The sequence below is a fragment of the Halomonas litopenaei genome, assembly GCF_017303055.1.
Classification (GTDB): Bacteria; Pseudomonadota; Gammaproteobacteria; order Pseudomonadales; family Halomonadaceae; genus Halomonas; species Halomonas litopenaei_A.
Genome location: NZ_JAEKJT010000006.1, coordinates 104,646 through 123,152 on the forward strand (window position 1 = coordinate 104,646; position 18,507 = coordinate 123,152).

At 62.2% G+C, this 18,507-nt stretch carries 13 protein-coding genes; 5 read left to right on the forward strand and 8 right to left on the reverse strand.

The features are described from left to right. Nucleotides 1-12 precede the first annotated feature (12 nt). Nucleotides 13-2,379 carry a bifunctional 23S rRNA (guanine(2069)-N(7))-methyltransferase RlmK/23S rRNA (guanine(2445)-N(2))-methyltransferase RlmL gene (gene rlmKL, locus JF545_RS13125; RefSeq protein WP_206942736.1) on the reverse strand — a complete coding sequence of 789 codons (2,367 nt, stop codon included), beginning with the start codon at nt 2,377-2,379 and terminating at the stop codon, nt 13-15. 296 nt (nt 2,380-2,675) lie between these two features. Here rlmKL and rmf point away from each other — a divergent pair, with 296 nt between their 5' ends. After that, nucleotides 2,676-2,882 (forward strand): ribosome modulation factor, encoded by a 207-nt coding sequence (rmf, locus tag JF545_RS13130; RefSeq protein WP_045994893.1) that lies wholly within the window; start codon nt 2,676-2,678, stop codon nt 2,880-2,882. 155 nt (nt 2,883-3,037) lie between these two features. Here the strand turns inward: rmf and JF545_RS13135 are convergent, their stop codons facing one another. Both JF545_RS13135 and JF545_RS13140 read right to left on the reverse strand, forming a co-directional pair. Beyond that, nucleotides 3,038-4,054, reverse strand: a complete 1,017-nt coding sequence (locus tag JF545_RS13135; protein WP_206942738.1) for a quinone-dependent dihydroorotate dehydrogenase — start codon at nt 4,052-4,054, stop codon at nt 3,038-3,040. A gap of 142 nt (nt 4,055-4,196) precedes the next feature. Next, nucleotides 4,197-4,487 carry an encapsulin-associated ferritin-like protein gene (locus JF545_RS13140; RefSeq protein WP_206942740.1) on the reverse strand — a complete coding sequence of 97 codons (291 nt, stop codon included), beginning with the start codon at nt 4,485-4,487 and terminating at the stop codon, nt 4,197-4,199. Between the two features lie 137 nt (nt 4,488-4,624). Here JF545_RS13140 and mgtE point away from each other — a divergent pair, with 137 nt between their 5' ends. Then, nucleotides 4,625-5,977, forward strand: a complete 1,353-nt coding sequence (mgtE, locus tag JF545_RS13145) for a magnesium transporter (protein WP_206942742.1) — start codon at nt 4,625-4,627, stop codon at nt 5,975-5,977. A gap of 278 nt (nt 5,978-6,255) precedes the next feature. Next, on the forward strand, nt 6,256-6,627 hold the full coding sequence (locus JF545_RS13150) for a hypothetical protein (RefSeq protein WP_206942744.1): 372 nt from the start codon (nt 6,256-6,258) through the stop codon (nt 6,625-6,627). 170 nt (nt 6,628-6,797) lie between these two features. Here JF545_RS13150 and JF545_RS13155 read toward each other — a convergent pair whose 3' ends face one another. From JF545_RS13155 to JF545_RS13170, 4 genes are all read right to left on the reverse strand, one after another. Beyond that, the gene (locus JF545_RS13155) at nt 6,798-11,639 is read right to left on the reverse strand and encodes an NAD-glutamate dehydrogenase (protein WP_206942746.1); all 4,842 of its coding nucleotides are present in this window, start codon (nt 11,637-11,639) and stop codon (nt 6,798-6,800) included. A 180-nt stretch (nt 11,640-11,819) separates the two neighbouring features. Next, on the reverse strand, nt 11,820-12,923 hold the full coding sequence (trmA, locus tag JF545_RS13160) for a tRNA (uridine(54)-C5)-methyltransferase TrmA (RefSeq protein WP_206942748.1): 1,104 nt from the start codon (nt 12,921-12,923) through the stop codon (nt 11,820-11,822). Nucleotides 12,924-13,255: 332 nt separating this feature from the next. Beyond that, nucleotides 13,256-14,032 carry a glutamate racemase gene (gene murI, locus JF545_RS13165; RefSeq protein ID WP_206942750.1) on the reverse strand — a complete coding sequence of 259 codons (777 nt, stop codon included), beginning with the start codon at nt 14,030-14,032 and terminating at the stop codon, nt 13,256-13,258. 244 nt (nt 14,033-14,276) lie between these two features. Continuing rightward, nucleotides 14,277-14,819: a hemerythrin domain-containing protein gene (locus JF545_RS13170; RefSeq protein WP_206943167.1), complete on the reverse strand. Its 543-nt coding sequence runs from the start codon at nt 14,817-14,819 to the stop codon at nt 14,277-14,279. A gap of 226 nt (nt 14,820-15,045) precedes the next feature. On the opposite strand from JF545_RS13170, the gene JF545_RS13175 reads away from it, so the two are divergent. Beyond that, nucleotides 15,046-16,398 (forward strand): replication-associated recombination protein A, encoded by a 1,353-nt coding sequence (locus tag JF545_RS13175; protein ID WP_206942751.1) that lies wholly within the window; start codon nt 15,046-15,048, stop codon nt 16,396-16,398. Nucleotides 16,399-16,548: 150 nt separating this feature from the next. Then, on the forward strand, nt 16,549-16,698 hold the full coding sequence (locus JF545_RS13180) for a hypothetical protein (protein ID WP_206942753.1): 150 nt from the start codon (nt 16,549-16,551) through the stop codon (nt 16,696-16,698). Between the two features lie 129 nt (nt 16,699-16,827). Here JF545_RS13180 and JF545_RS13185 read toward each other — a convergent pair whose 3' ends face one another. Further along, a complete protein-coding gene (locus tag JF545_RS13185; protein ID WP_206942755.1) occupies nt 16,828-18,345 on the reverse strand; it encodes an MFS transporter in 1,518 nt (505 codons plus the stop codon). Nucleotides 18,346-18,507 lie beyond the last annotated feature (162 nt).

The following is an 18,507-nucleotide window of genomic DNA, read 5'->3' on the forward strand; positions in this document are numbered from 1 at the left end:
CCCAGCGCCCCATCACGATGCCCGATGGCGAATCAAGAAGCAGTGGTGAAGGTCGGGGCGCCGGCTGAAGTCCGGATCAAACGTCTGGCGCGAGATGTCCTTGATCTCGAAACGCTGCTCCAACGCCTCATCCATCTTGAACCGGCGCTGGTTGTTGGAGAACACCAGAGTGCCCTCTGGGGCCAGTCGCGCCATCGCCAGCTCGACCAAGCGGGGATGGTCACGCTGGATATCCAGCGTGTCGTCCATCTTCTTGGAGTTCGAGAAGGTCGGCGGATCCATGAAGATCAGATCAAATTCGCCCTTGGCCGTCTCCAGCCAGCGCAGGCAGTCGTCACGCACGACCCGGTGGCGTGACGGGTCGAGGCGGTTGAGCGCGAAGTTGTCCCGGGCCCACTCCAGGTAGGTGTTGGACATGTCGACACTGACACTGTCGCTGGCACCGGCTTGACCCTCCTTGCCACTGCCGAGTGCCGCCTGCACCGTCGCCGTCGCGGTATAGCAAAACAGGTTGAGGAAGCGCTTGCCCGCGGCCATTTCCCCGAGCATCCGACGTACCGGACGATGATCCAGGAACAGACCGGTATCCAGGTAGTCACGCAGGTTGACCCAGAAACTCGCCTGCCCCTCGCTCACCTGAAAACGCTGCCCGCTGCGGCCTTGCTTCTCGTACTGTGACTTGCCCTGCTGGCGCTGGCGCTGCTTGACCACGACCTTGCCGGGCTCCACGCCAAGCACATCGGGTATCACGCCAAGGGCATCATAGAGCCGACGCTGAGCCTGGGAGGCATCGATCGACTTGGGCGGCGCATACTCCTGTACATGCACATGGTCACCGTAGACATCGATGGCCAGGGCGTACTCGGGCATGTCGGCATCGTACAAGCGATAGCAACGCTCACCGCTTCGCTTGAGCCACTTGCGCAGTTTCTTCTGGTTCTTCTCCAGACGGTTGGCGAACATCTGCGCGCCTGAACTACGAGCCGGCTGTGTCGGGCTGTCGGCCTCGCCTGTCTCTCGACGGGAGTCACGCTCTGCACTGGGGTGTTCTGACCCCTGCCCTGGCTGCGGCTGCGAGCCTTTAGGCTCGGCGCTGGCACTGCCCTGGGGGTTGTGCGCAGCATCGTCGAAGGATGACGCAGGCCTCGCCTCCGTCGCCTTGTCTGTCAGCCCTTCCGCTGATGCAGATGCATCGCCCTCACGACGCTGGCCAATGTCGATCAGCAGCAGCTTGGCGTCCAACGGCCCATTGCGCAGCGCATACTGCTTGTGGGCACGCATTCCCAAGCGGTGTCCCAGATCAGGGTTGCCGGTGAACAGCGCCAGCCGCCAGCCGGAAAATTCCGCCTTGAGGCGCACACCAAGATCCGAGTACAGCCTGACCAGTTCCGGCAGCTCGCCGATTCGCTCACCATAAGGGGGGTTGCTGATCACCAGTCCAGGCAGCTCAGGGTCGAGTACCCGCGGACGTGACAGGCGCTGCACGCTGGCACCATCCAGGTGAATCAGTGCCGGAATGCCGGCTCGCATGGCGTTGGTCTTGGCGGCCGTCAGGGCGGGCGGGCTCTGGTCAAAGCCGAAGATCGACGACTGCGCGCGCTTGCGCCCAAAGCTTGCTCTCGCCTGGGCCTCTCGCAGCACCTCCTGCCACAGAGCTCGGTCGTGCCCGGCCCAGCGATGGAAACCGAAACGCTCACGAGACAGGTTGGGAGCCATGTCCGCCGCCATCAGCGCCGCTTCGATCAGCAGCGTCCCCGAACCGCACATGGGGTCGATCAGGGGCGCGCCCTGCTTGGCCAACTCAGGCCAGCCGGCACGTACCAGCAGGGCCGCCGCCAGGTTCTCCTTGAGCGGAGCATGGCCCGTGTCACGACGATAGCCGCGACGATGCAGACTATCGCCGGACAGGTCGATCCCCAGCACCAGGCGCCCCCGGTGAAGGTGCGCGTATAGACGCACGTCGGGTTGGCGAGTATCCACATCGGGGCGCGCCTGGCCCGAGGCGGTCAGGCGGTCCACCACCCCATCCTTGACCGTCTGCGCACCGAAACGGGTATGGCGGATCTGCTCGCTGCGACCGTGGAAGTCCACCGCGATGGTCGCCCCGGGACGGACATGGCGCTGCCAGTCAATGGCCGCTGCCGCGTCGCGCAGGGAATCGGGAGTTTCCACCCCCTCGACGCGAGCCACGCAGAGGATGACCCGATTGGCCAGACGCGACCACAGACACGCTCGATAGGCACCCTCGAGGTCACCCTCGGCGTTGACTCCCGCCACGGTGGACTTACCAGGGGCGAGACCGAATGTCGCAAGCTCAGTGGCCAGCAACTGCTCGATGCCGCGTGGACAGGTCGCCAGAAGGTCTAACTTCTCAGGCACTTGCTTCTCCTACTGTGATGATGATCCTGCGAGTCATTTTTTGGCTAATCGTTCAATGACCGCTGGATGAACAGGTTGTTACAAAACAAACGTCGACAACGGCTCGTGGCTTACGCTATCAATGAAATGGTAGCTACGAGATACGACACATGTGATCCTGTCAACAAGCCTTCATTTCGTGCTTCTCACGCTAGAACGCACATCGCAAGGCTTGGGCATCACGGGCCCGTTCCACGCTCTTCCCCAATGTACGGCGGGAGCGGGTCGGATTGGTACCTTTGTCACGAGGTAGACCCATGAAACGACAGAAACGTGATCGCTTCCAGCGCGCCTATGTACACGGCTATAAGGCAGGCCTCTCGGGTAGATCCCGAGATGATTGCCCCAGCCAGGACATCAATCTACGGGAGTACTGGATGAGCGGTTGGCGTGAAGGTCGTGGGGACCAGTGGTCGGGCATGACAGGAGTGTCCGGCATTCACAAGAACCCCATGGTGCTCTGATAACGCTGTACTGTTGAGGTAAGGGAAAGACCCCGTAAGCCCATGGCCGTCAGTGCCATGGGCTTTTTGCTGCCACATTCTGCAGCACTTGTTTCAGCAACATCGCCACGCTCTGGCCCGCGGCCCCGCCAGACAACCTGCCTGGCGATGCTCCGCTAGCGGCTGGACGCCAACGCCCTCGCCGTTTCACGGACCAGCGCCGGGCCACGATAGATAAAGCCGGAATAGAGCTGCACCAGATCCGCGCCAGCCTGCCGCTTGGACACCGCCGCCTGGCCGCTGTCCACACCACCGACACCGATGATGGGCAGCTGCGGCAACGCCTCGCGTAGCTGAGCAATGACGCGGTTGGACGCATCCAGCACCGGACATCCTGACAGGCCACCTTGCTCGTCGGCATGTTCAAGCCCCGCCACCGCCTCACGCGATACCGTGGTGTTGGTCGCAATGACCGCATCGATACCGTTGCTGGCCAGCGCGCCAGCCACCAGACGCACCTCATCCTCATCCATGTCCGGCGCAATCTTGACGGCCAGCGGCACCCGGCGCCCGCTACGCTCGTCCAGGCGTGTTCCCGCTTCTCGCAGACTGGCCAGCAGGCGGTCCAGGTGGTCACCGAACTGCAGGTTGCGCAATCCCGGCGTATTGGGGGACGAAATGTTCACTGCCACATAGTCGGCGTGATCGTGGACTCGCTCGAGGCAGTAAAGATAGTCGGCCTCAGCGTCTTCCACCGCCGTGGTCAGGTTCTTGCCGATATTGATGCCGATGACGCCGCGATAGCGGCTGGCCTTGACCCGCTCCACCAGATGGTCGACACCGTGGTTATTGAAGCCCATGCGATTGATGATCGCGCCGCGCTCCGGCAGCCGGAACAGCCTCGGCTTGGGGTTACCGGACTGCGCTCGCGGCGTCACGGTGCCTACTTCCACGAAACCAAAGCCCAGCGCCCCAAGCGCATCGAGGTGGTCAGCATTCTTGTCCAACCCGGCCGCCAGACCAATACGGTTGGGAAAGGTCAGCCCCATCACGGTGGTCGGGTCATCTACCGGCGCTCCCGCCATCCATCGCGTGGCCTTGACCCGCGCCGCCCAGTCCAGTGACGTAAGCGAGAGGTCATGAGCCCGTTCAGGGTCGAGGCGAAACAGCAGAGAGCGGGCGAGATCGTACATGACATCTCCGGAACGAGAAAAAGACGAGGGCGTGCGGCCGGGCGCGAGTATAGCGCAGCCACGCCTTCACGACGACGCCCTGCATCAAGGGTCATGAATTTTGCCCCAGCGAGCTTTCCTCCCCGGGGCAATCAACGCTCGTTCAATGGCCGATATCGCCGTCAGTAAACAGAAACTCGCGCAGATACTTGTCCATGACGGGATCCTTGCGACGCAGCCACTCCAGGGTCATGGCAGCGTGTTCCTTCTCCTCATCGCGGTTATGTTCGAGGATCTTGCGTAGATCGTCGTCCTTGCAGGCATCTACACGCTGGTTGTACCAGTCTACCGCCTCCAGTTCCTCCATCAGCGACACGATGGCGCGATGGTAATCACGGGTCTGAGCCGTCAGCTCTTCCACCGGCTCATGATAGCCCTCGCTCGATCCGGCCATGTGCAACTCCTTTTCTTTGCAAACAGTTGTGGTCTACTGGTGTCCTGATTCACACGTTGGTGGCAAAGGACTTCTGCCCAATCAACGTAGGACACGAACGTTGCCTTGTCAGTCAGCAACATATGCCGGGAGGGACCATGACAGAAGTGACCGAGACCTTTGAAAGCCAGCTGTCGCGCATCCACCTGGCCCTGGAAGATGAAAACTCGCAGGAAGTCTCCGATGTCCTAGAGGATCTCGAACCTGCCGAGGTAGCTCTGCTGCTTGAGTCGCTGCCGCTGAGCGAGCGCATAAAGCTGTGGGAACAGGTGCCATCAGAGGACGATGGCGAAGTACTGCTGCACGTTCACGATGAGGTCCGCAGCACCCTCATCGAGGACATGGATCCAGAGGAAATCGTGGCGGCCACCGCCTCACTGGACACCGCTGACCTGGCCGAGCTGTTCGAGGACCTGCCCAAGCAGGTGGCCGAGGACATGCTGCGTACCATGGACGAAATGCAGCGCACACGCCTGCAGGAGACGCTGTCGTTCGAGGAAGACAGCGCCGGTCGCCTGATGCGCACCGACGCCATTGGGGTACGCTCGGACGTGACGCTGGAAACCGTACAGCGCTTCCTGCGCTGGAAGGAGTCGATTCCGGACAACACCGACAACCTGATGGTGGTGGATAGGATCGGCCACTTCGTTGGGGTCTTGCCATTGGCCCGACTGGTCTCCCACGACCAGGAAACGTCGGTGGTCGAGCTGATGGACGCCGACGTCGACGTCATCCAGGGGGATATGAAAGCCCGCGACGTCGCCACCCTGTTCCAGACCCACGACCTGACGTCGGCACCCGTGGTGGACAACGATGGGATGTTGCTCGGCCGTATCGTCATCGACGACATCGTCGACGTCATCCAGGAAAACTCCGAACAGGCGCTGATGAACATGGCCGGCCTGGATGAAGAGGAAGACCTCTTCGCCCCGGTGTTGCCCAGCGCCAAACGCCGTGCCGTGTGGCTGGGCATCAACCTGCTGACGGCTTTCCTGGCGGCGTGGGTCATCGGGCAGTTCGAAGATGCGCTGGAGAAGGTGGTGGCGCTGGCGGTGCTGATGCCCATCGTCGCCAGCATGGGCGGCATCGCCGGCAGTCAGACTCTGACACTGGCCATCCGTGGTCTGGCTCTGGGACAGATCAGCAAGACCAACAGCAACTGGCTGCTCAGAAAGGAAGTCGGCATCGCCTTGCTCAACGGCGTGGTGTGGGCGCTGGTGGTCGCCGTACTGGCGGTCCTCTGGTTCAAGAGCATGGCCATTGGCGCCATCATCGCCGCCGCCCTGGTGATCAACATGCTGGCTGCCGGCGTCTGCGGCATCGTGATTCCGCTGATTCTCAAGCGCATGAACATCGACCCGGCCCTGTCGGGCTCGGTCATCCTGACCACGGTCACGGATGTCATCGGCTTCATGTCATTCCTGGGTCTGGCGACCATCTTCCTGCTCTAACCCCCATCGCCCCACCAAGCCATGGCTGGCTTGGTGGGGCACGCGGCCCCCTCTCTGCCGGTGATGGCCGGTGATGGCCTCAGCTCTGTATCGCCCACCGCGAATTCATGCCTGGCACCGCCTCGTTACCCGCGGCAGGCATCTGTCTCCTTTAAGCGACATATGGCGTCGCAATCTCTCTACTCTTGTGCTGATTGCTGTATTCGTTAGCATGGTCACCAAGGCGCACGGATATTGCGCCGGTCTGCACTGTCCCGAACGGAAAAAGGAGAGACCGCATGATGACCAAGACCCGCTCCATGATGCTCGTGCTGGGCGCCGCTTCTCTGGTAGGCCTGGCTGGCTGTGCCAGCGATAGCGCGTCAATGGAAAAACAGAGCACCGACTACATCGTCACCGGACTCGGCGATGATCGTCAGGAGGCGCTGGAAGAGGCCAAGGAACGCGCACTGGAGCAGTGCGAGGCCCAGGATCGTGATGAGTTCATCATTGAAGAGCAGCAAGTGCTGGGTCCCAACACCAGCGCCGAGAAGCGCGAACGCGCTGAGGCCATGGTCGAAGGCGGCACCGTCAGCGAGGACACCAACCTGGCCGCGCTGAACGACGATAGTGCCGAGTTCAAGGCGATCTGGAGCATCAGCTGCCGCTGATATCAGCATTCCAGCAACGGCCATGACTAAAGAAGGGCGCCCCGAGGGGCGCCCTTCTTGTTGTCTACCATCAGCTGTCTACCATCAGCCGTCTACCATAACGACTGCCAACAGGCAGCGGCAGTGAGGACATCAGTGTGATGCCCTCGACGGCGCACGGGTGATGGCGGTTACACCTCGCTGTTGCTCTCTGCCAGGTCGACCAGTTCGCGCACAGCCACGGCGAACAGCGGGAAGCCTCCCTGGGCGCCACTCTCGACCTCGTTGATCAGACGACACCAGCGCTTGTGCATCGACTCATGATGCTTGAGCCACTGCTCGACACGCCCGGCGGTATCACGCGCACCGCTTTCCATGGTCAACACGCTGGCGGTCAAGGCCATCTGCTGACGCTCGATATCGTCGCGGAAGGTCTCGCGGGCCTTGGACTGCCAGCCATCCTTCACCGGCAGAGCGGTCACCTGCTGGATCATCCAGGGAAGTTCCAGGCGAGCCCCGATCTCGTAGCAGACCTCGGCCACTTTCTGCGGCTTCTCGTTGACCTGGCGCGCGGTCTGGATAATACCCAGCGCCGTGTACAGGCTATCGGTGGCGGCGACGGTCGATGCCAGGGCCTCAGGCACTCCTGCGGCGACCAGTTCATCACGACGCGCCTGCCAGGCCTCGAGGTCTTCACCGCGCAGGCGCTTGCCGATGTTCTCCTGCAGCTGAGCGATGCGCGGTGCAAAGTACTCGATGCAATCCGCAGCAGACTGGCCAGAACGGTTACGCAGGAACCAGCGTGACGCCCGGCGGATCATCCGCATCAGGTCCAGCATCATGCTGTACTGGATGTCCGTGGACACCTTGTTGTCCAGCGCCTCGATCTGTTCCCACAGCTTCGGCAACTGGAAGCTGTCTCGGGCAATCACGTAGGCACGGGCAATATCGGCACGTCCCATCCCGGTGGAGTCGATCAACCGGCGCGTGAACACGATGCCCATATGGTCGACCAGATCGTTGGCCAGCTGGGTCGCGACAATTTCACGCTTGAGGCGGTGGCTGAACACCTGGTCACGGTAGCGCTCCACCAGACTCTGGGGGAAGGCCCGCGCGGCATGCTGCGCAATCACTTCGTCGTCAGGCACGTCCGAGGCGATCAAATCGCCCTTGAGGGTGCTCTTGGCGTAAGAGATCAGCACCGACAGCTCCGGCAACACCATGCCTTGATCGTTGGCGGCCCGCTCCTGAAGTTCTTCGTCGGACGGCAGGAACTCCAGCTCACGGTCGATCTGACCTGCGGCTTCGAGCTCGCTGATGAAGCGACGATAGGGACCGATGCCCTGCAGCGACAGACGCTCGGAGAGATCCAGCGCCTGGGTCTGACGATAGTTGTCGGTCAGCACCAGCTCACTGACTTCCTCGGTCATGTCCGCCAGCAGCTGATTACGCTGCTTCTCGGTCATGTCGCCGTTGGCCACCACTTCATCGATCAGGATCTTGATGTTGACCTCGTGATCGGAACAGTTGACCCCGCCCGCGTTGTCGATGAAGTCGGTGTTGACCCGCACACCCTGAGTGGCAGCTTCCATGCGCCCACGCTGGGTCAGGCCAAGGTTACCGCCCTCGCCCACTACCTTGCAGTTGAGCTCATTGCCATTGATGCGCAGCACGTCGTTGGCCTTGTCACCGACCTCGGCATCGGTTTCGGTACTGGCCTTGACGTAGGTACCAATGCCGCCGTTCCAGATCAGGTCGACGCGGGAGCGCAGCATGGCCTGAATCAAGTCATTGGGTGCCAGCTTGTCCTCGTTAATACCGAAGGCGTCTTTCATCTGCGGCGTGATGCTGATGGACTTGGCCGCACGGGAGAAGATGCCACCGCCCTCGGAGATCAGGCTCTCGTCGTAGTCCTGCCAGCTGGAGCGAGGCAGCTCGAACAGACGCTTGCGCTCCTTGAAGCTGGACGCGGCGTCCGGCGTCGGATCGACGAAGATATGCAGATGGTTGAAGGCCCCGACCAGACGAATGGTCTCGGACAACAGCATGCCATTGCCGAACACGTCGCCCGCCATGTCGCCGATACCGACGACACTGAATTCGTCGGACTGGGTGTCGACCCCAAGACCGCGGAAGTGACGCTTGACCGACTCCCAGGCCCCCTTGGCGGTGATCCCCATCTTCTTGTGGTCATAGCCGTTGGCACCTCCGGAGGCGAAGGCATCGCCCAGCCAATGGCCGTACTCCAGGGAAATCTCGTTGGCGATATCAGAGAAGGTTGCCGTGCCCTTGTCCGCCGCCACGACCAGGTAGGGGTCGGCGTCATCATGGCGCACCACGTTCTGGGGCGGCACCACCTCGCCGCCGACCAAGTTGTCGGTCACGTCCAACAAGGCGCGAATGAAGGTCTGATAGCAGGCAATGCCTTCCTTCTGCACCGTTTCACGATCGGCCCCCTCGGGCATGCGCTTGCAGACAAAGCCGCCCTTGGCACCGACCGGCACGATCACCGAGTTCTTGACCTGCTGCGCCTTGACCAGCCCCAGCACTTCGGTGCGGAAGTCCTCGTGGCGATCGGACCAGCGCAGACCGCCGCGGGCCACCTTGCCACCACGCAGGTGGACCCCTTCGACCCTGGGTGAACACACGAAGATCTCGAACATCGGGCGCGGCTTGGGCATGCCCGTCACCTTGGACGGCTCCAGCTTGAAGGCCAGGTAATCCTTGAAGCCGCCCTCGTCGGTCTTCTGGTAATAGTTGGTCCGTAGCGTCGCCATGATCAGCTCTACATAGCGGCGCAGCAGACGATCGTCGTTGAGGCTGGCCACATCGTCGAGCAGGGTGTTGATGCGCTCGACGCATGCCTCGACCTCGCCTTCGTCAGGACGATCCTCTGGGTCAAAGCGCAGTTCGAACAGGGTCACCAGCTCGCGGGTGATGTGCGGATGCGCGACCAGCGTATTGGCGATGAAATTCTGAGAGATGCCGAAGCGAATCTGCTTGAGGTAGCGCGCATAGGAGCGCAGCATCGCGACCTCGCGCCAATCCAGATTGGCACCAATGATCAAGCGGTTGAAGCGATCATTGTCCGCCTCACCGGCCCAGATACGCTGGAAAGCCTCGACAAACGGCTTGCGCATCTCCTGCAGATTGACCTCGGTGGCCGTGTGATGCTCCAGATCGAAGTCATGGATCCAGTAGCTCGCATCCACGGCTTCGACCTCGTAGGGTCGCTCACCGATCACTCGCAGGCCAAGGTTTTCCATCATCGGCAGCACGTCGGACAGCGGAATCTGGCTGCCCTTGTGGAACAGCTTGAGATTGACGCCGCTGCCCTCTTCTTCGATCAGCCGATACAGCGACAGTGCCAGCGGCTTGCCGTTGTCGAGCTCGCCGATGTGCTGCAGGTCATAGACCGCGGTGCGGGCGCTGAAATCGTCCTGGTAACCCGCCTGGAAAGCGTCACGGAAGCGGGCCAGCAGATGATTGGCCTGTTCCTCGCCGTATCCATCGATGGCCGCATTGAGCAGATCATCACGCCAGTTGCGGGCCAGTCGAGCCAGCTTCTCTTCGAGCGCCTTGATGTCGTAGTCGCTTGGCGCCTCTCCGTTAAAGCGCAGGATGAACTGGATACGTGCCAGCACCGACTCGGACAGGTACGTATTGAAGTCACCGAAGGTAGCGTCGAGTTCTTCGCACAGCACCCGCTGCAGCCGCAGTCGCAGCTCGGTGGAGAACACATCACGAGGCACAAACACCAGGCAGGAGTAGAACTGGCCGAAGCGATCCTCGCGAATGAACAGACGCACGCGGCGACGCTCGCGGATGTCGAGAATGCCCAGTGCCGTCTGCGCCAGCTCGTCGGTGTCGATCTGGAACAGGTCATCGCGCGGATAGACCTCCAGAATCTGCGTCAGCTGCTTGCCGTTATGGCCCTTGGGGTTGAAGCCGGCAATGTCCATGACCGCCTTGAGCTTACGCCGAAGGATCGGAATGTGGCGCGGAGAGTCGTTGTACACCCCGGACGTGAACAGGCCAAGGAAGCGGCGCTCGCCGATCACGTTACCCTGGTCGTCGTAGCGATCGATGGTGACGTAGTCCGGGTAGGTCGGACGGTGCACCCGCGCATGAAATGCGCTCTTGGCAAAGGACAGCAGCTGCGGAACCAGGACGTAACGATCCCCCTCGACCCCCTGGTCGGTGCGGATACGCTGGCGATACTGCGCCTCGGACAGGCGGAACAGTCCTAGTTCGCTGCCGTCCACTTGATTGAGACTCTGCCCCCCATTGGACCCATCGACGCTGAATTCGTCATAGCCCAGGAAGGTAAAGTTGTCGTCCAGCATCCACTCCAGGAAGGCCACCGCCTCGGCGTGGTCGTCCTTGTTCACCGGTCCGGGGCAGCAGGTGTTCAGCTCATCGATGGCTTCGCGGATGCGCGCACGCATCGGCTCGAAATCCGCCACGGCAGTGCGGACTTCCTGCAATACTTCCTGCAGGCTCTGCTCGATGGCGGCCAGCTCGGCGGGATCGGAGTGGCGGTCGACCTCGATGGCGATCAGCGACTCGCGCTGCTCCGGTGCGTCCTTGTCACGCGGAGACGCCAGGCGCACCACCCGGTGCTGCTCGTCCCGGGCCACCGACAGCACCGAGTTGTGGATCGCATGCACCGTCATGCCACGGCGATTCAGCTCGATACGCACGGAATCCACCAGAAACGGCATGTCCTTATGCAACACGGCCACGAAGGTGTGGGTCGATTGCCAGCCGTGCTCCTCGAAGTCAGGGTTCATCACCTTGACCTTGGGCGAGGCAGGATCAAACTGCTGCAGGAAGTGCCATACCGAGAGAGTGGCGCCGTAGAGATCGTCCAGGCGACGCTCGGTCAGATCTTCCAGCGGAATCGTGGAGTAGAAGTGACGAGCGAAGTTACTCACCTGGCCGGCCTTGTCCTGATCGAGTCGCCCCTCGAGCCTTTCCTCGAGCTGCTTCAGCAGATCTTCGCGACTGTCATCCTGTGCGACGTGTAACATCCTCACCTCGGTTGGCGGCGGCCACTTCACTGTGGCCAGTTGAACGGTTATGACGAGCGTAGTGCATGGTCGCCAAGCTTACGGCAATCCCTTCCTCTCCCCCATCCAGATGCCCGCCTTCTCATGGAGCATGACGGTTGCGCATCGGTCTTGACAGCGGCCTCAGCTTGCGCCTTGGTGCTAGCGGCGCTCCAGCAGTACGCCACATTCACAATGATGGGTGAAAGGAAACTGGTCAAACAGAGCAAACCTCACCACATCATGGGTCTGGGTCAGCTGTTCAAGATTGTCGGCCAGGGTGTCAGGGTTGCAGGAAATATAGACGATACGCTGATACTCGCTCAGCTGTGCGCAGCTGTCGGCGTCCAGGCCGGCCCGCGGGGGATCGACCAGCACTGTCGAGAAGTCATAGCCGTCCAGGGCCATTTCGTCGACACGTCGTCCGCCCTTGTCCCCTTTCAGCGCAGCCGAGAAATCCTCGGCGGACATCCGGGCGACGACGGCGTTGGTCACCTGGTTGGCCTCCAGATTGACCTTGGCACTGGCCACTGATGTGCGCGAAATCTCGGTGGCGAGGACCCGACGGAAGTTCTCGGCCAGCGCGATGGTGAAGTTGCCATTGCCGCAATAGAGCTCTACCAGGTCACTGTGCTGGCTCCCGGCGGTGACATCGCGGGCCCAGCTCAGCATGGCGGAGCAGATCTGTGCATTGGGCTGGGTGAAGCTGTTTTCGACCTGCTGGTAGTGCAGGGTACGGCCATCCACCTCCAGACGCTCCCACACGTGATCGCGCGTCAGCACAATACGCTGCTTGCGCGATCGGCCGATGATCATCACTCCAAGCGCCTGCTCCAGCGCGCGCGCATCCGCCTCCCAGTCGTCCTCCAGCGGGCGGTGGTAGATCAGGCTGACCAAGGTTTCCCCCGCCAGCGTCGAGAGAAACTCAACCTGAAACAGCTTGCGCCGCATCACCGGGTTGTCGCGTATGGCATCCAGCAGGGCTGGCATCAGGGCGTTGATCCGCTCGCTGGCCACGGCGAACTGATCCATACGCACCAGCGCCTTGTCAGAAGGATCGTCGGGATTGACCTCGAACATCACATAGTAGAGATCATCCCCTTCGTGCCACACCCTGAACTCGCAGCGTTGGCGATAGTGGCTCGGCGGTGACGGATAGACCTCGAGGGCCGGCGGCGAGAAGCGGGCAAACTGAGCTTCCAGGCGCTCGCGCTTGGCGTCTAGCTGTTCGGTATAGCGTTCAGGGTCAACAACAGGTATGGCCACAATGACTCCGCAACAAACATTGGATAGTAGAGAAACCAGAGAAAAACAGGGTAGACAGACAGCGTCGGCAGCAAGCGCTGTCAGCAAGAACCGTCAAAACGAGCTGTCATAAAGCGCTGTCATAAAGCGCTCTCATCAAGAACTGCCAGAACGAGCAGCGACCAAGGCGACATCAAGACGGCATCAGGGCGACATCAAGACGACATTGGATGTCCGGCTCTGCTTTATCCGACCCAGCGCAACCCGGCCCAGCGCAACCCGGCCCAGCGCTGCCCGACCCCGCCGGACAGCCTCAAGGCTGGCACGCACAGGCTCCACGTCAGGCAGACGCTTTACACCGTCGGCAGCTGGCGAACCGCGTCGAAACCAAAGCGCGACAGCCCAGGCTCCAGCGCCGGCGACGATGCCGTCAGCCAGGCGCACTGCGCTCCCTGGCGCGCATCGGGTTGCTGCATCACTTGAACCGTGCGCCGGGCAATGGCGTCCCCCGAGTCGATCCAGGTGATGGCTCGCGGCATGACCTCGTCCAGCCAAGGCAACAGCAGGGGAAAATGGGTACAGCCGAGCACGACCGTATCCACCAGCGGATCGTCGATCAGCGGCGCCAGGGCGTGACGCACCACCTCAAGATCCACCGCTCGCCCTGCCAGCTGGTGCTCAGCCTGGGTCACCAGCGCATCAGCGGCGACCTTCTTTACCCGACAATGAGGGGCGTAGCTATCGATCAGTCGCTGCGTGTACGGCCTTGATACCGTCGCACTGGTGGCCAACAACGCCAGACAGCCGCTGCGTGATGCCAAAGCGGCAGGCTTGATGGCGGGTACGGTACCCACCACGGGCAGCGCAAGACGTTCACGAAGCTCGTTGAGCGCCAGCGTGCTGGCGGTATTGCAGGCCACCACCAGGGTATCTGCAGAGGTCGCGTCGACGGCGGCAGCACACACCGCAACGATACGCTGGACCAGCCAGTCATCAGGGCGGATGCCATAGGGCATCATGGCGTTGTCACAGCAATACGCCATTGCTGTCTCGGGCAGGTGCTGGCGCAGCGACCGAACCACCGACAGCCCGCCAACCCCTGAGTCGAAAACCAGTACAGGACCCGCCATCAGTCCCCCACGCCATCAACGATCACACGAAGGCCCATCCTCGGCGACGATGGGCCCTTGGTACGGCGACGAAGAAGATATTGAACGGGAGCAGACACAGGATATGGCGCCATGATCATCATGGCGCCATTCTACCCGAGAGGATGCAGCGGAGTCAGCAGCAGCGCGAGTCAAGCGCCACCGCCGTTACCGCCATTTACCCTGGAGTGACGTGTCAGATGGAAGGTTGCGGGCGCATCGACCGTCAGGCCGGCATGGGTTCTTCCCTGAGCTCTGCGTAGAGTTCCGGGTAGGCCCCCTGCAGCCTCTCGAGCTCAGAGGTGGCGTGTTCCGGCAAGGCATGCGCCAGCCGTTCGAGGTCCTCGTCAGAGAAGTGCTCGCTGATCAGCGGAAACAGCTCTTCCCGTTCCTGGCGCAGGTAGGTCCGGTGGCTGTCGAGGTAGTCGCGCAGGTCGCTGGAGAACTGGTCCATGGGAACAGCGACGTCCATCAGAATCATGTCGATGTCGCGAGACAGGCGGGAGAGCCTTGCCTTGAGCTTGCGGTAGTCTCCGGAGAGGCGCTCGGCGATGTCTTCGCTGGCTGGCGCCACCTCCCTGAGGCGATCGGTACAGATCTGTTCCAGCGGCAGCGTGAAGCCTGCCATGTAGTCGAGAATGTAATCGACCACCTCCCTGACAAGCTGGAAATTGGGCCGCTCTCCCTGAGCGAGGGTCTTTTGCTTGAGTTGCAGGACGTGCAGTATGCGCGCCATGTTGGCGTGATCCCGTCGCAGTTGCTTTAGCATGGGCATGACGGAAACCTCCTGTGGTCAGCGTGAGCTGAAGGCACCCTAGCTTAGACTGGCCTTCTCGGATCAGGTTCCGGATCGATCACACACCGGAATGTATCACCCTAGACGCATAATCACGTTTCTGCCCGACGAATTCCACCACATAAGTAATGAACGATTTCTTACAATCCGCCTAAGCATTAACCTCTGGCGCATTTTTCCATTTGAGCAGGAGTCGGCGATGGACATGTTTCAACAGGCCCACCAGGAAGACGCAGCGCCGCTGGCCTGGCGCATGCGCCCGAGAACCCTCGACGACTACCTGGGACAGCCATCGCTGGTGGGCCCGGGCAAGCCTCTGCGACGCATGGTGGAAGCCGGACAAATTCGCTCGATGATCCTGTGGGGCCCCCCGGGGGTCGGCAAGACCACCCTGGCAGACATCCTGGCCCACGCCTCCCAGTCACGCCTGGAACACCTGTCTGCGGTGATGGCTGGGGTCAAGGACATTCGCGAGGTCGTCGAGCGGGCCCGGGCGGCCCAGGGACAAGGCCAGACCACGGTGCTGTTTCTGGATGAGATTCACCGCCTCAACAAGAGCCAGCAGGATGCCTTGCTGCCCCACGTGGAATCAGGCCTGCTGACGCTGATTGGCGCCACCACGGAGAATCCGTCCTTCGAGGTCAATTCGGCGCTGCTGTCCAGAGCGCGAGTCCATGTGCTCAAGGCCCTGGATGACGACGCCCTGATCCAGGTGATGCGCCGAGCGCTGAGGGATACACAGCGAGGCCTTGGCCAGCGCAACATCCAGGTCGACGATGAGGTACTGGCCACCCTGGCCAGGGCCGCCGCGGGCGACGCACGCCGCGCCCTGGGCCTGCTCGAGACCGCCTGCGATTTCACCGTTCCCTTCAGCGCGCCCCAGGGCCAGGGAGAACGGCTTGAGGCCGGGGTGCTCGACGACGTTATCGGCCACACGGCGAGCGCCTTCGACAAGCAGGGAGATGCCTACTATGACCTGTTGTCGGCCATCCACAAGTCCGTGCGATCTTCCCGTCCAGATGCTGCCCTGCTGTACATGGCGAGGTTCATTCAGGGCGGTGGTGACCCTCTTGATGTGGTGCGCCGACTGGCCGCGATTGCCTCGGAGGACGTCGGCAATGCCGATCCGCGCTGCCTGCCCCTGGTGATGGCGGCGTGGGACGCCTATCTGCGCCTGGGGGACTACGAGGGACAGCGCGCTATCGCCCATGCCGCGATCCACCTGGCGGTGGCGCCCAAGAGCAACGCCATCGACCAGGCCTGGAAAAAGGCGCAGGCATTCGTCGCGTCACAACCACGCCTGGAGGTGCCCACCTACCTGCGTAACGCACCGACCAAACTGATGGCGTCCCTCGGCCATGGCGACGGCTACCGCTATGCCCACAATGAACCCAACGGATACCCAGCGGGCAGCCAGCACGACTGCTGGCCGGAGGAGCTACCCGTTCAGGCATTCTATCAGCCGTCTGACTACGGCCAGGAAGAGCGCTTCAAGCGCATCATGGATTGGCGTGCACAGCTGGACAGGACAGCCGACGGGAACAGCGACTGATCACTCATCATCCGCCGCAGGGGCGCTGTGGCGGGCCCTGTCCGCCCTGTTAGCGTTGCGGCACAGGGCGCAACGTCAAGGATAGGTCCCTCGCGACGACTACCTCCCATGCCAAGGCCCACAGTGGGCCTTGTCCCCGGAGGAACGCCCATGACTACCACCCCTGTTCAGCAAGCTCGCAAGATTCTGGTCCGCAACGCCCGCCACCCCAACCACCACGACCTGCTGCTCGCCTATGCGCGCCAGCAGGCCACGCCGGCAGTGCGGCGCGCCCTGTTCAAGCTGCTGTTCGAACAATGACCACCCCCGCGCCGTCTCTCCCCCCGGCGCGTTTCACCCCCGCGGTCTTTCACCCCCGCGGTCTTTCACATAGCTGAGAGGGAAACGAAGGGCGGCGGATGACACCCACGCAAGCGCAGGCGCCGAACGTCAGGTGCCGCTGGCCTTGCCGCAGGCAGAACCTGACGTCGTTGGATGGCCGGTGGACGGATCGCTGGACGTTGCTTCCGGCCCCGCCGTGTCCTTGACCGCTTCGGACTCGTCTTCATCGATAGCCTCGGTGGCCTCGTGATGATGCAGCACCCCGTCGTGGAAGCCGGCGTCGTCAAAGTAGGCCACGTACTGTCCCTCTTCGACCGGGGGCCCGACGATAGGCTCGGCCACATCCACGTCAGGCACCACGTCTGACAAGTCTTCCATGTGCTCGTGCTCCTTGGCGCCTTGCACCCACTCGTCGGTGACCACCAGCTCCGCGCCCACCGAGGACAGCGGGGTGGCCGCAGAGAACGGCACCACAGGCACCGGAGCAGGACGCACCAGACGACGCCAGGCGAAGAACAGCACCAGGGCAGCTCCCAAGGCACCAAAGGACATGAACAGCGCCGTGTCGCCAAGCGCAGCCATGACCGGACTGATCAGAGGCGGACTCACCGACGAGCCCAGCGCGCTGATCAGCAGCAGTCCCTGGCTCATCGGCACCAGGGCACCGGCCGGGGCGCGGTCAGCGGAGTGACCGACGGACACCGGATACAGCGAGAATACCCCACCCCCGAGCAGGAACAGCAGCGCCGCGAGCCCCCAGGAAGGCAACGGCACCAACAGCACCGTCAGCGAGATCGCCAGACAGAAGATCCCGATAAGAATCAGCACAGTCTGCCGGTCATGACGATCAGACCAGCGTCCGACCGGGTACTGCAGCAACATGGCGCCCAGCACCGTGGCCGCCATCAGCTGGCCAACATCCGCCACGCCAAAACCGTTGCGCTGAAGGTATAGCGGCAGCAGCGAATAGACGGCAGCGGCCAGCATGCCAGAGCCAAACGCCCCCACGACCCCTGTCGGCGTCAACACCATCAGCCGGAACGGCGATAGGGGTTCGATCTTGTCCAGAAGCGGGGTCACGCGGGGAATCATCGCCATCGGCAGCACCGACAGTGAAGCGAGCGCCCCCACCACCATGAACGGTGCGGTGTCCCCCAGGTTCTGGGTCACGCCAAGCAATAGCTGCCCGAGCACGCCAGAGCCGTAAAGCGCGATCATGTAAAGCGCCAGCAGGCGACCGCGAACCTGGGAGTCACCGGACGCCAGCAACCAGCTTTCAATGACCAGGAAGACACCCACCGTGGCCCAGCCACCGATCAGACGTAAGCCGAACCAGGCCACCGGGTCCAGCATCAAGCCTTGCAGCAGCACGGTCACGGCGACCAACGAGGCAAAGCTGCCGTAGGCGCGGATATGGCCAATGGCCAGCAGCAGGCGATCGTTGAACAGCGCCCCCAGCCCAAGGCCAATGTAATAGGCGGCAGACACCCAGCCGACCACGACTGGGGATTCCCCGGCAGCATCGAGCCGCAGGGTAATCAGCGACGACAGAAAACCATTGCCGATACCAAGGATGAACAGCCCCAGAACAGGGGGCAGAGCCATGGCCAGAAGCTGAGGAGACATGACAGGTCTGGGCTCCAGCGATGCGGACGACGCGGACGACGACGGCGGGTGAGTGTTGGCATATCGAGTCCGTCCGTCGCGGTGCGTTATTGACGACTCTTGGGCGGCGAATATACCCCCGTTTGTCCGTCTGTCAACGGCTTTCGAGCCGCTTTTGCAGAG

What these genes read in the sequence shown, in the direction of transcription:
- rmf (WP_045994893.1), top strand. Translation starts at nt 2,676, where the DNA reads ATGAAACGACAGAAACGTGATCGCTTCCAGCGCGCCTATGTACACGGC.
- JF545_RS13135 (WP_206942738.1), bottom strand. Translation starts at nt 4,054, where the DNA reads ATGTACGATCTCGCCCGCTCTCTGCTGTTTCGCCTCGACCCTGAACGG.
- JF545_RS13140 (WP_206942740.1), bottom strand. Translation starts at nt 4,487, where the DNA reads ATGGCCGGATCGAGCGAGGGCTATCATGAGCCGGTGGAAGAGCTGACG.
- mgtE (WP_206942742.1), top strand. Translation starts at nt 4,625, where the DNA reads ATGACAGAAGTGACCGAGACCTTTGAAAGCCAGCTGTCGCGCATCCAC.
- JF545_RS13150 (WP_206942744.1), top strand. Translation starts at nt 6,256, where the DNA reads ATGATGACCAAGACCCGCTCCATGATGCTCGTGCTGGGCGCCGCTTCT.
- JF545_RS13155 (WP_206942746.1), bottom strand. Translation starts at nt 11,639, where the DNA reads ATGTTACACGTCGCACAGGATGACAGTCGCGAAGATCTGCTGAAGCAG.
- murI (WP_206942750.1), bottom strand. Translation starts at nt 14,032, where the DNA reads ATGGCGGGTCCTGTACTGGTTTTCGACTCAGGGGTTGGCGGGCTGTCG.
- JF545_RS13170 (WP_206943167.1), bottom strand. Translation starts at nt 14,819, where the DNA reads ATGCTAAAGCAACTGCGACGGGATCACGCCAACATGGCGCGCATACTG.
- JF545_RS13175 (WP_206942751.1), top strand. Translation starts at nt 15,046, where the DNA reads ATGGACATGTTTCAACAGGCCCACCAGGAAGACGCAGCGCCGCTGGCC.
- JF545_RS13180 (WP_206942753.1), top strand. Translation starts at nt 16,549, where the DNA reads ATGACTACCACCCCTGTTCAGCAAGCTCGCAAGATTCTGGTCCGCAAC.
- JF545_RS13185 (WP_206942755.1), bottom strand. Translation starts at nt 18,345, where the DNA reads ATGTCTCCTCAGCTTCTGGCCATGGCTCTGCCCCCTGTTCTGGGGCTG.